Annotated in this window: 8 protein-coding genes; all 8 read left to right on the forward strand. The window is 57.4% G+C overall.

Going from position 1 to position 12880, the window contains the following annotated elements; all coding sequences use genetic code 11:
* Positions 1-11: 11 nt before the first annotated feature.
* The 8 genes from IU367_RS07160 (at position 12) to IU367_RS07195 (ending at position 12837) form a co-directional block, all read left to right on the forward strand.
* Entirely contained in the window at positions 12-2186 is a 2175-nt protein-coding gene (locus IU367_RS07160) for a polysaccharide biosynthesis tyrosine autokinase (RefSeq protein ID WP_274453840.1), read from the forward strand.
* A gap of 148 nt (positions 2187-2334) precedes the next feature.
* Positions 2335-2583, forward strand: a complete 249-nt coding sequence (locus IU367_RS07165) for a hypothetical protein (protein ID WP_274453841.1) — start codon at positions 2335-2337, stop codon at positions 2581-2583.
* 119 nt (positions 2584-2702) lie between these two features.
* Entirely contained in the window at positions 2703-3323 is a 621-nt protein-coding gene (locus IU367_RS07170; RefSeq protein WP_274453842.1) for a YjbF family lipoprotein, read from the forward strand.
* A complete protein-coding gene (locus IU367_RS07175) occupies positions 3320-4078 on the forward strand; it encodes a capsule biosynthesis GfcC family protein (protein WP_274453843.1) in 759 nt (252 codons plus the stop codon). Before IU367_RS07170 ends, IU367_RS07175 begins: the two co-directional genes overlap by 4 nt.
* Before the next feature lie 17 nt (positions 4079-4095).
* The gene (locus tag IU367_RS07180) at positions 4096-6159 is read left to right on the forward strand and encodes a YjbH domain-containing protein (protein ID WP_274453844.1); all 2064 of its coding nucleotides are present in this window, start codon (positions 4096-4098) and stop codon (positions 6157-6159) included.
* Between the two features lie 92 nt (positions 6160-6251).
* On the forward strand, positions 6252-7982 hold the full coding sequence (locus IU367_RS07185; RefSeq protein WP_274453845.1) for a PglL family O-oligosaccharyltransferase: 1731 nt from the start codon (positions 6252-6254) through the stop codon (positions 7980-7982).
* Between the two features lie 145 nt (positions 7983-8127).
* Positions 8128-8781, forward strand: coding sequence for a YceH family protein (locus IU367_RS07190; RefSeq protein WP_256684504.1), 654 nt, complete (start codon positions 8128-8130; stop codon positions 8779-8781).
* 213 nt (positions 8782-8994) lie between these two features.
* A complete protein-coding gene (locus IU367_RS07195) occupies positions 8995-12837 on the forward strand; it encodes a DEAD/DEAH box helicase (RefSeq protein WP_274453847.1) in 3843 nt (1280 codons plus the stop codon).
* Positions 12838-12880 lie beyond the last annotated feature (43 nt).

The following is a 12880-nucleotide window of genomic DNA, read 5'->3' on the forward strand; positions in this document are numbered from 1 at the left end:
GATTGTGTTGAATGACGACTTCTTCTGTTTCGTCCCGGCAGAGCAGTGCTGCGGTGGAGAATGACGAGATCGATTTGGGGCGCCTGTTGGGCTATCTGATCGATGGACGTTGGTGGATTGTAACGATCACCGCGCTATTTATGGTGCTTGGCGTTGCGTATGCACTGCTGGCTACCCCCGTTTTCAAGGCAAACGCCTTGCTGCAGGTAGAGAAAAAAGCCAGCGGTGCTGCACTGCTTGGGGACATGGCCGATGTATTGGGCGGCGAACAACCTGATGCTGCCGCTGAGATTGAGTTGCTGACTTCTCGTATGGTGCTAGGCCGTACGGTACAAGAACTTCATCTCGATACCGTGGTGACGCCCAATTTCTTCCCGCTGGTCGGCCGTGGCATGTCACGACTGATGGGACATCCCTATCCCAAGCTGGCGGTGAGCCGCTTTGAGGTGGTGCCTGAATTGGTGGGAACGCCGCTAACGCTGACTGTCGACGCAGACAAGCACTTTACCCTGGAGGTTGAGGGGCGGGTGCTGGAAGGGCGGGTTGGCGAGCTGCTTGAGAAAGATGATGTCACCTTGCTGTTGTCAGATGTGGCCGCCGATGAGGGGCAGGTCTTCACGCTGGTCAAACAGCCGGTACTGGATGTGATCACTGAGTTGCAGAGTGGTCTTCAGGTCAGTGAGAAGGGCAAAAATACCGGGATCATCTCGCTGGCGCTGGAAGGGGCAGACAAGGGCCGCATTCGCGCTGTGCTCGACAACATCAGCCAGAACTATCTGCAGCAGAATGTGGTGCGCAAGACCGAAGAGGCACAGAAGAGCCTGGACTTCCTGCAAGTTCATTTGCCCCAGGTGAAAGAGGAGCTGAACCGTTCTGAAGAGCTGTTGAATGTTTATCGTCAGGAGAATGAGTCAGTCGATCTGTCGCTGGAAGCTAAAGCTGCACTGGATACCATGGTGGGCCTCGAGAAGCAGCTCAATGAGTTGACCTTCCGGGAAGCGGAGTTGCAGCAACTCTATACCCGCCAGCACCCCGCTTATATCGCCCTGATGGAAAAGCGCCAGACCTTGATGAATACCAAAAATGTGATCAACAAGTCGATCAAGCGTCTGCCAAAAACCCAGCAGGAGATTTTGCGTCTGACCCGTGATGTGCAGGTGGGTCAGGAGATCTTCGTCCAGCTGCTCAACAAGCAGCAGGAGCTCAATATCATGAAGGCGGGCACCATCGGCAATGTGCGGATCATCGATGATGCCGCCGTTGAAACCCGTGCCGTCAAGCCGAAGAAGCCGCTGATCGTGGTACTGGCGACACTGCTGGGTGGCATGTTGTCGGTGGGGTTGATCTTGGTGCGTGCAGCCTTCCACCGTGGTGTGGAAAGCCCGGAACAGTTGGAAGAGATTGGGCTTTCTGTCTATGCCACGATCCCCTATTCCGCTGAGCAGGCCACCATCGAGCAGCAGCAGAAGAAGCGGCGGCAGGCAATGCCCCTCAACGAAGCCTTGCTGGCTGCACGCAATCCGGCCGATCTGGCGATGGAGTCACTGCGTAGTCTGCGAACCAGCCTCCACTTCGCCATGATGGAAGCTAAAAACAATATAGTGATGATCTCCGGCCCGGGCCCGGGTCTTGGCAAAACGTTCGTGTCGACCAACTTTGCTGCTACTTTGGCACTGGGCGGCAAGAAGGTGCTGGTTATCGATGCCGACTTGCGCAAAGGCTATATGCAGAAGGTCATGGGGCAGGAGATGGGCGCCGGTCTGAGTGCCTATCTGGCGGGTCAGACAGAGCTGGCACGCGTTGTGAGCCAGACCGGGTTTGATGGCCTTGATTTTGTCTGTCGTGGCGCCGTGCCACCCAACCCTTCCGAGTTGTTGATGCACCCTCGTTTCAAAGCGCTGCTGGATTGGGCCAGTGAGCACTACGATTTTGTCATCGTTGACTCCCCTCCTATCCTGGCGGTCACGGATGCAGCCATCGTTGGTCAGCATGTGGGTGCATCTTTGCTGGTTGCTCGTTTTGCCAAGACTGCCGTCAAAGAGGTGGAAGTGGCAATTCGCCGCTTCGAGCAAAATGGGGTGGCCATCAAGGGGATCCTGCTCAATGCCATCGAGAAGAAGGCCAGCAGTTATTACGGTAACTACGGGTACTATCAGTACAGTTATGGTGATAAAACGAAGGCCTGATTTTCCCGAGAGCACATCAGGCTTCTTAAGAGACACCAGACGGTAATCGTGGTTTAATTGATGTCTCGTTTGGGTAATACTACTGTGGCTGGGAGAAATTAAGGTCTCAGTGATAAGATTTAAATGTATCAACAAAAAGGAAGATAATATGAAGAAGACTGCGTTTGCTCTGGCTGCTTTGTTGGCCGTTTCTGCTAACGTAATGGCTGCAGAGGAAGCTGTGGCTGTAGAGGGCACTGCGGGTGGCGCTGCGGGTACTGGTGCAGCTGCAGCTGCTGCTGGTGTAACCACCACTGTTGTGGCTGTCGGTGCGGCTGCCGCTCTGGTGACCGCTGTGGCCGTATCTGAATCCAATAGCCGCAACAACAACACCAGCACAACCACTTCGACCAAATAAGTCCAATAAGGCTGCTCGAACCGAGCAGCCTTATCTTTTATTCTCTCTTCATGGATGGTTCTTCGCGCGTGATATCGTACCGTTCTTTTCTGCCGCCACGAGTACTAGCCTGGGCGGGTATGTTGCTTCTGACTGGTTGTAGTACCTCAACGAATCAGACAATAGAAACCCTGGGATATGTCTTTCATAAAGAAAATGAGATTGTGCTGACGTCTACGCAACTCAGACAGCTTCCTTATGCAAGCGCCTATATTAAGGTTGGCGATCTGCCACAAGCTTTGGTTGTATTGGCCTATTCCAGTGGTGATCGCTTGTCATGGATGAGTGCTGATGGGGTTATGTTCGTCACCGAATATGGCCGCTTGGTCAAGACAATAGGCTTACCCAATGATTTACGTTATCTCGGATATCTGGATCAAGATCCCTTAAGGATTGCACGTCTGGATAAACTGCCATCCATGGTGTGGTACAGTGTTGCCGAGTGGTCAAAAAAATATACCAGTGGTTACCCTTTGAGCATGAATTACCGCCGCGTTGGTAATGAGGTGTTAGAGGTGATGGATAAACCTTATACAACAACCATTATTGAAGAATCTGTTACTGCGTCTCCCAGTGAGGTGCAATGGAGCAATTATTTTTGGATTGATGAGGGCTCCGGCCAAGTTCGCAAACTTAAGCAACAATTAGGTCCTTCCCTTCCTGTCATTGAAATGACTTTTCTCAAGCCCTACTCATCATGAAAATTATAAATATATTTCTCATCTCTATTTTAGGAGCTAATCCTGCTTGGGCTGATGCGACCATATCCATATGGTGGAAAGGCCAGCCAATAAAAGACCTTCATTATGCCAAGCAGGTAACGTTAAGCAATGTGCTGAGCGATCCTGCCGTCTTGTCATATGATCCTTATTGGCCGGTCGGACAAATATCAACACCGGCACGTCAGCAAGAAATCGAGCATCAGCGTCAGGTATTATTGGCCGATTTAACCGTATTATCCAAAATGTGGTCTGACATGGGGGAGCCATCGCTGGCATCTTCTACTCTGCAATTGTTGCAGCAATTGCAGCAGCTTGAGTTAACCGGTCGCTTTGATGTGCCTGTAGATCCTGATGTAAATCAAGCGCTTGCCGGTGTTGATGATCCTATATTGAAAGGTCATTATCAGCTGTATCTCGCCCCTCGTCATCCTGAGGTACAGATCGCCGGTTTGGTAAAACAAATCGGTGGTGCTCCTCTCCTGCCTGGAGCTGGATTGCGTGAGTATTGGAAAAGAAAAGATATATTGGAAGGGGGAGATCCTGCCGGAGTATATCTTGTATCTCCCAGTGGAAAATATGATTGGTTTCCTGTTGCTATTTGGAATGAACGACATGTTGAAGCCATGCCGGGGGCAATACTCTTCGTGGGGTTCTCGCCTGACGTACTTCCCAAGCAGTATCAAAACTTGAATGAACGAATTCTGACATTGTTCGCTAACCGGATGCCAAAATGATGTACCCAAGAGTTTCCTTGATTGCCCTGTTGGTATGTCATGCAGCCAACGCCAATGCGGATACCTTTGAGCCACTGGGCCCCTCACAAAGTGATTTTGGGGGTGTTGGTCTGCTGCAAGTGCCTACTGCCAGAATGGCAAAGGAGGGTGAGTTCAGCGCCAACTATTTTGACAATGAACAATATCGTCGTTGGTCTGTTTCTGTACAACCTCTTGAATGGTTTGAAGCAACCCTGCGTTATACTGATGTAAGAACCCAACTATATAGTTCTTCACCTGGTTTTAGTGGTGATCAAACTTACAAAGACAAAGGGATCGATTTCAAGTTCCGCTTAATGCAAGAATCTACTTTGCTACCCACAGTATCACTCGGATTTCGAGACTTGATGGGGACAGGGCTATTTGACAGTGAGTATGTTGTTGCCAGCAAACGTTACGGCCCTTTCGACTTCACTCTAGGAATGGGGTGGGGTAATATGGCCGAAAGTGGTAATATCACCAATCCATTCTGCCGTTGGAAAGACGACTGGTGTGGACGTGATGGCTCTTACTCCAGTGGTGGCGGTAAATTTGAAACAGGGAATATGTTTCATGGAAACTCAGCCCTGTTTGGTGGGGTGGAATACCAAACGCCATGGCAGCCACTGAGACTGAAACTTGAATATGATGGTAACGATTATAGTAATGAGTTCGCTGGAAAGGTAACGCAGTCATCTCCAATCAATGTGGGTGTGGTTTATCGTGTATTCGATTATATGGACACTCATCTTAGCTATCAGAGAGGAAATACTCTGATGTGGGGGGTGACACTGCGGACCAACTTCAATGATTTGCGGCAGAACCATTTGGATGAGCCTCGTCCTGTCTATATGGAAAACCGGGTGCCAGCTGAGGATACTGCCGTCGACTGGACCGTAATGGCGGATCAATTTGACCGAAATGCGGGCTGGAAAGAGTCCACTATTACTCAACATCAAAACACTGTGTCTCTGTCAGGTCAGCAATATAAATACAGAGATCCTCAAGAGACTCTTGAACGTACGGCAGTGATTGCTGCTAATCAATTACCTGCTTCAGTGAAGGAATTGAAAGTAATTGAACGCCAGCGCAATCTTGCACTGCAAGAGACAGTGATTGACCTTGACTCTGTGCGAGAGGCCAATATGCCTCCAATTTTGGGTGATGAGAAGTCTGTCAAAAGCAACAAGCAAGCATCGGAACCACTGGTGGGGGATGTACGTTATCAGTCTGATGCCGAGCGTTTTTCTTATTCATTTGACCCAAGTCTGACCCAGTCTTTTGGTGGACCTGAGTCATTTTACATGTATCAAGTCGGAGTCAATGCCAACAGTGAGCTACGTCTTTCCGATAAGAACTGGCTGCAAGGCACACTGTTTTTCAATGTGGCCAATAACTTTGATGAGTTTAACTACAAGACTCCACCAGCAGATGCGGACAAGTTGCCCCGTGTCAGAACGTGGATCCGAGAGTATGTCGATTCATCCAATATCTTGTTGAATAACCTCCAGCTGACTCATCTGGATCAATTCAGTCAGGATTGGTATAGCCAAGTTTATGGCGGATACCTTGAGATGATGTATGCCGGTGTTGGCGGTGAGTTATTGTACCGGCCTTTCGGGAAGTCATGGGCATTAGGGGTAGACAGCAACTGGGTGAAACAGCGGGACTGGAACAATACCCTCAAGATGGCTGACTACGATGTGGTCACTGGTCATGTGACTGGCTATTGGCAATTACCCTTCTTGGAAGGTGTCACCGCGAAGGTTGCGGTTGGCCGCTACCTAGCTGGGGATGTCGGCGCGACATTCGACTTTTCGAAGCGATTCGACTCAGGCATTGTCATGGGGGCTTATGCGACGCTGACAGATGTGTCTGCAGATGAATATGGTGAAGGTAGCTTTACTAAAGGTATTTATGTGACCATACCTTTCGATCTAATGCTGATTCGTCCGACTACATCCAAGGGCACCATTGGTTGGGTGCCGCTGACAAGGGATGGCGGCCAGATGCTCAATCGTAGTCAATCACTCTATGAGCTGACTGAGCGTTTGCCGCTGTAACAAAGGCTATTGCCCCAATTCGTAAAGATAACAAGCCGTGATAGTGTTCTGCTATCGCGGCTTTTTTTGCTTTGGTGCATGGAAGAGGTTTCATGGTGCGTTTTCCTGATCTGATTCAGAGAACATGTTTTGGGTTATTCGTCTTGTACTGGTTGCTGGGCATGCACTTTTTCATGCACAACCCCGGCGGGGCCGGGCTCTATTTGCCGTTCAATGCCTGGGGCTGGATCTTCGCCAGCCTCGTCATAGGTCTGGGGTTGTGGCAGGTGACGCTGCAACAGCGGCTGGTGTTCTCGCCATTGCAGGCCTGGCTATGGCTCGGTGGATGCTTGCTGTTGCTGCCCATGGCCTATTCAGGTTTCGAATTCAAAGACTATGCCATTCCCCGGCTGCTGGGGTTGTTTGCCGGTCTGCTGTTTCTGTTTTGTCTGTACCAATGGCAACTGGCTCGTCAGGCCCGTGACAAGCTGCTCTATTTGCTGTTGGGGGCTGTGGCCATAGAGGCGCTGCTTGGCTTGGTGCAGTACTACCTGCTGACCCCCGGCAACTGGCTCGGTTATGACACCCGGGTCAACCGCCCCTACGGTATCTTCCAGCAGCCCAATGTGATGGCGACCTTCGTGGCGACCGGGCTTGCGCTGGCCACCTGGCTGGAGCTGCGCGGCAATGCCAATGCCTGGCTACGAGGGCTGCGTTATGGGGTGATCCTGGCGGCCAGTCTGTTGTTGGTGGCGCTGCAATCCCGGGTGGGGCAGCTGGGTGGCCTGCTGGCCCTGCTCCTGCTCGTGCCCGCATTGCATCGTCAGCAACGGCTGGCGCAGGTACTGGGTCTGGTTGCTCTCGGTGTCGGGCTGGGGATCGCCTCCCAATACGGGATCAGCGGCGTCAAACGCGGGCTCGAGGCCTATCAGTCCGGCGGCATGCGTTCCATCTACTGGCCCTACGCCGCCAAGCTGATTGCCCAGTCTCCCTGGGTTGGCTGGGGCTACGGTAGCTTTGAAACCACCTTTCTGCACCACTATATGGCCGACAAGGCGCTGAACCCGGCCATGGTACAGATTGAATACAACCTCGATCACCCCCACAACGAGTTCCTCTACTGGGCGGTGGAAGGGGGATTGGCCCCCATGATCGGCATGGCGCTGATGGGCGGCGCTTTGTTGTGGCGAGTGGCCAAGGCCGGTTGGGTCAAGGGGCCGGCGCTGCTGGCGCTGGTGACCCCCATACTGCTGCACACCCAGACCGAGTATCCGCTCTATCATGCCATCGCCCTCTGGTGGGCCCTGCTGCTGCTGATCCATGTGCTGGATGCGGAGGTGGAGGAGGGGCAGCAGGCCTCGGGCCGTGCCAGCTGGCGCGAATATGTCTATCGCCCCTGGCTGTTGCTGCGCTTCGTGGCCATCACGATTCCTCTGCTGGTCGTGCCCTTCATGCTCACCGCCATTCATACCGCCTGGGTGGTGACCAAGTATGAGCGTGGCGGCTACAAGGAGCCGACCCTGTTGCTCGACATCGTCAATCCCATGGCCTGGTTGACCCGGGTGGAGTTTGATGTGAACTCGGTGCGACTCATGGTGGGCTTGCAGGCCGACAACAAGGCGGAGCTAGAAGCCTATCTCGACTGGGGTCAGGCCTTTGTGCGTCACACGCCCAGATCCAATATCTACGCGAACATGGTGCTCGCACTCGGTGCACTGGGGCGGCAGGAGGAGGCAAGGGCGCTGCGAGCGCAGGCCCTGATGCTCTATCCGGGTGATCCCTTGCTGACCGGCTCGGCTGCCACCTCAGTGGCCACGGCGCTTGAGCGCAAGCCCTCCTCCTGATGTTGGCTGTCGCGGGGCGGCCAGGTTGTGCGATGTTTCATCAACCGCCTCACGGCTTCGCAAAAATGGTTGCCTCTGCTGGACGGCAGAGGCGCCATGGCTAAGATAGTGGCCTCAACGTCTTGTTTTAGAAAGGGAGTATGAAATGGAGTTAGTGCTAGGCCCATTGGAGGCCCGAGTGATCGGTGCTCTGATCGAGAAAGAGATCTGCACGCCGGATCAATACCCCCTCTCCCTCAATGCCCTGGTCAATGCCTGCAACCAGAAGAGCAACCGCGAGCCGGTACTGGATCTCTGTGAGCTGGATATCCGCGCCGTAGTGGATGAACTGATCCGCAAGCGTCTGGTGGTCAACACCGCCGGTTTCAACGCCCGGGTGCCCCGTTACCAGCATCGCTTCTGCAATACCGAGTTCGGCACCCTCAAGTTCAGCGAGCAGGAGCTCGGCATCGTCTGCGAGCTGCTGTTGCGCGGCCCGCAGACACCGGGCGAACTGCGCTCCCGTACCAACCGCCTGTGCAGCTTCGATGATGTCACTCAGGTGGATGCGGCGCTGGCCGCCCTGATTGAGCAGGGGCCCTATGTGGTCAAGTTGCCCCGTGAACCGGGCAAGCGTGAATCCCGCTATGCCCATCTGTTCAGCGGCGAGGTGGATCTGCAGGCGCTGGCCGAGGCATCCCCAGCCAGCAGCTATGCGTCCCCGGCGGCGGACAGGTTGAGCGCGCTGGAGGAAGAGGTCGAAACCCTCAAGTCACAGTTGCAGGCTCTGGAAGCCCGACTGGCGCAGCTGGAAGGCTGACACGTCGGCACGTTTACCCCCAAAGAGGCGCTGCGGCGCCTTTTTTATTGTCATTTCGCCGAGGTTGCCGCCTCTTGCCATCCCTCGGCGCTCAGCCCTGCTCGCTGCGTTCTATGAGCCAGTCGGCTTTTTTTGAGTTATTTCACGGTTAAGGGTCGAGCCGCCGCCGCTTTCCCGTTAAAATTCCGCTTTTGCACCTGCCCGTGAGTCTTGATGTCTGCGTTCACCCTCTCTTCCGATTGTTATGCCCTGCTCAGTGAGCTGCAGTTGCAGCGCACCGCCAGTACCCGCTATTTGCAAGAACAACTGCAAGCACAGCAGCCGCTCGGGCGGGCTTTGATCGACAAGCTGAGCCAGTTGCAGTTGCAGGGGCTGGTGCGGCTGCGCGGGGAGCAGCAGTGGAGTCTGACGGCAGAGGGAACCCTGGCGCTGATCCTGGCGGTGCGCTCGGGAGCCTGCCCCATGCCGAACTGGGCACGGGTGCCCTCGGTGACCGGCCAGGAGATGGCCCAGGCCCTGGTGCGCGAGCTCTGCCTTGGGGAGGCGGGTCAGGTGCCGACCTACTACCTCGCGGCCGATCTGCTGAGCCTGCTCGACGTGCCCGAGGCCCATCGCCTGCTGCCGGGATCCAGTCCGCAATGGCAGCAACTGATGCTGATGCACTTCGCCCTGCAAACCCTGCTCGATGCCGAACCGGGTGAGCAGTGGCCGCTGGCATCGGTCGCCAGCGCCTGTGTCCCCGAGCTGACCCGCCTGAGCGAGGGGTTCGCATCCGAGTGGCAATGGCTCTGTGGCGACCTGGCAGGCGAGGTAACCACTCACTGGCCCGCCTTGCAGCAGTTGGCGGAGCAGGGGGCGGAACAACCTCTTGCCGAGCGGTTGCTCGGTGCCCTCGGGCAGTGGCAGGCGCAGGGTGGTCAGGGTCAGTGGCCGCTGATGTTCGGCGGTCTGCTCTGGCTCGGCTGGCTGCAACAAGCCGACCCCGTGATCGCCAGCGAGCAGCGCAAGAAGTGGCAGCGCAGCCTGGGCAACCAGTTTCCGCTGCTGGCGGATCTGCTGGGGCAGTGGGCCGGCGATCGTCACGGCCAGGCGGTCGGTCTGTTCGATACCCTGCAACTGCCGCTGGAGGAGTTGCACTGGGGTTATCTCTGGCTCGATCTCTGCGCCCTTGCCCGGCATGGTGAGCAGAGCCCCCAGGTTGCCATACTGCACAAGTGGGATCTCTCCCACGTGCTGGAGGCCGACCCCCATCACAGGCTGATGGCCTTCTGTCAGGATCTGCTGCGGCTCCTGCTGGGGCAGGGGGCGCAGCGTGCACCGCTGCAACAGCTGCGCGCCGCCAACGGGGAGGAAGAGACGGACGAACAGGACGGGGAGGACAAGACGCCCGCCTCGGCCAGCTGGCTCAACTGGCTGCAAGGGCTGGGCCGCTCCAGCGGCGTGCGCAAGGCGCAGGAGCGGCTGGTGTGGCTGCTGCATGCCGAAGGGCCCGAGCTGGAGTGCAAGATCCAGAAGCAGAGCACCAAGGGGGAGTGGACCGCCGGTCGCCGGGTCGATCCCGCGCTGCTCTCCACCCAGTATGCCGCCCTGCTCGACGAAGAGGACTGGGCGCTGGTGCGCACCCTGCCCCGGGTCATGGGCCATTTGCCGCGAGAGGCCTGGGCACCGCTGGCCAACCATCCGCGTCTGTTCAATGCCAAGGGACAAAAGCTGCAACTGGCCATCAGTGCGCCCCTGTTGCAGATCGTCACCCTGGAGCAGGGCATGGGCGCGGTACTGAGCCCGGCCGCCGCCGCGCGCGGGGCCCACATACTGCCGCTGGCGCAGGACTTGTGGCAGCTCATCCTCACCCCCCAGGCGCTGCTCGATCGCCTGCCCGCGCTGGAATCCATTCCCCCCTTGTCGGCCGAGGGCTTAAGCGAATTGCAGCGTACCCTGGATGCCATCCCGGGCCTGCCCTGGCACAGCCAGGTGGCCGGCCTGACAGGCAATGCCGAGCTGGCTCCCTGGCCTGGCGTCCCCTCGGTCCAGCTGGATTGGCAGGATGGCCAGCTGGCGGTCAGGCTGGTGACCCGTCAGGGCGAGTTGCCGCCACTGCCCCTTGGCAAGGGGGAGGCCATAGTGCGGCAGGGGATCAAGGATTATCACTACTGGCAGCGGGACCTGGCCGCCGAGAAGGTACAGGCCCAGCAGCTGCGCAATTCGCTGCCCATCGGCCTGCCCGGCAGTGAGTGGCTACTTCAGGGGGAGCAGGCGCTGGCACTGGTCAACGCCCTGCCCGAACTGGTGGATGCCGGCGTAGTCATTCACTGGCACCAGGACAGCGCTCGCCTCAAGAGTCTGGATGAAGCAGCCCTGAGCCTGCGTATCGAGCGGCGCCAAGACTGGTTCCAGGTGGAGGGGGCACTGGCCCTCGATGAGCACCAGATCCTCGACCTGCGCTTGATCCTGCGCCAGATGACGCCGGGCCAGCGCACCGTCCAGCTCGACGAGAAGACCAGCCTGATGCTGAGCGACAAGCTGGTGGAGCGGCTCACCATGCTGGGCGCCATGCTGGATGAAGAGCAACGCATCAACAACAAGCTGGCCTATCCGCTCACCCGCCTGCTCTCCGTCATCACCACTGAGGGGGATGACGCCTGGCACTCCCTGCAACAGGAGTGGCAGCAGGAGGTGGAGTGTCCGACCGAGCTGCTGACCCCGCTGCGGGATTATCAGAAGGACGGGGTGCGCTGGCTGGCGACCCTGGCCCATCATGGCTTCGGCGCCTGTCTGGCTGATGACATGGGTCTGGGCAAGACCCTGCAGGCGCTCATAGTGCTGCGCATGCGCCAGCATCTGGGCCCGGCGCTGGTGGTGGTGCCAAAGTCAGTGGTCACCAACTGGCAGGAAGAGGTGGCGCGCTTCGCCCCCGAACTCGAGGTGGTGGTGTTCGAGAACCCCTCCGAGCGGGAAGGGGTGATCCGCGATGCCAGGGCCGGCCAGGTGATCCTGATCAACTACGGCATGCTCGGCAGCCTGGCGGAGGCGCTCAAGTCTCGCCGCTGGTCCAGCATGGTGCTGGACGAGGCGCAACAGATCAAGAATGCCGGCACCCAGCGTGCCAAGCTGCTGTTCCAGCTTGAGGGCGATTTTCGCCTCGCCCTCTCCGGCACCCCCATCGAGAACCACCTGGGGGAGCTGTGGAGCCTGTTTACCTTTATCAACCCGGGGCTGCTCGGCAGCCTGGGCGAGTTCAAGCGCCGCTTCGGCAAGGCGGTGAAGGATCCCCAGCACATGGCGCTGCTGCGGGCTGTGATCAGCCCCTTCATCCTGCGCCGTCTCAAGCAGCAGGTGTTGACCGAGCTGCCGGACAAGACAGAGATCATTCATCACATCAGCCTCTCCCCCGAGGAGCGCCAGCTGTATGAGGCCACCCGGCGCGAGGTGGTGCAGCAGGTGCAAAGTGCCGATGGCCGCGCCCTGATGCACGTGCTGAGCGGCCTGACCCGGCTGCGCCGGCTCTGCTGCTCCCCCGAGCTGGTGATGCCCGAGTGGTCCCAGACCAGCAGCAAGCTGGACGAGGCGATGGCCCTGCTGGACGAGGCGATCGGCAACGGTCATCGGGTGCTGGTGTTCAGCCAGTTCGTCGATCTGCTGAGCCTGCTGCGTGCGCGCATTGAACAGAAGAAGTGGGATTACTGCTATCTGGATGGCGGCTGCTCCGCCAAGTCCCGCCAGGATTCCATACTGCGCTTCCGGCACGAGCCGGTGCCGCTGTTCCTCATCAGCCTCAAGGCGGGGGGCACGGGCCTCAACCTGACCCAGGCCGATACAGTGCTGCACCTGGATCCCTGGTGGAACCCGGCGGTGGAGGATCAGGCGAGCGATCGGGCCCACCGCATGGGGCAGACCCAGCCGGTGACGGTTTATCGGCTGGTGTGCGAGCAGACGGTGGAGGAGAAGATAGTCGCCCTGCACGACGAGAAGCGGGCGCTGGCCGATGGCCTGCTGAGCGGCCAGTCCGAAGTGCGCGGGCTGGATGTGGAGAGCCTGCGCGCCCTGCTGATGGGCTGATCAGGCGGAGGTTGTGCACAAGGGGGGGATCGCCGGCAGGCGA

It is taken from the genome of Aeromonas bestiarum, assembly GCF_028751155.1.
In the GTDB taxonomy this organism is placed as follows: Bacteria; Pseudomonadota; Gammaproteobacteria; order Enterobacterales; family Aeromonadaceae; genus Aeromonas; species Aeromonas bestiarum.

What these genes read in the sequence shown, in the direction of transcription:
- IU367_RS07160 (WP_274453840.1), top strand. Translation starts at nt 12, where the DNA reads ATGACGACTTCTTCTGTTTCGTCCCGGCAGAGCAGTGCTGCGGTGGAG.
- IU367_RS07165 (WP_274453841.1), top strand. Translation starts at nt 2,335, where the DNA reads ATGAAGAAGACTGCGTTTGCTCTGGCTGCTTTGTTGGCCGTTTCTGCT.
- IU367_RS07170 (WP_274453842.1), top strand. Translation starts at nt 2,703, where the DNA reads ATGTTGCTTCTGACTGGTTGTAGTACCTCAACGAATCAGACAATAGAA.
- IU367_RS07175 (WP_274453843.1), top strand. Translation starts at nt 3,320, where the DNA reads ATGAAAATTATAAATATATTTCTCATCTCTATTTTAGGAGCTAATCCT.
- IU367_RS07185 (WP_274453845.1), top strand. Translation starts at nt 6,252, where the DNA reads ATGGTGCGTTTTCCTGATCTGATTCAGAGAACATGTTTTGGGTTATTC.
- IU367_RS07190 (WP_256684504.1), top strand. Translation starts at nt 8,128, where the DNA reads ATGGAGTTAGTGCTAGGCCCATTGGAGGCCCGAGTGATCGGTGCTCTG.
- IU367_RS07195 (WP_274453847.1), top strand. Translation starts at nt 8,995, where the DNA reads ATGTCTGCGTTCACCCTCTCTTCCGATTGTTATGCCCTGCTCAGTGAG.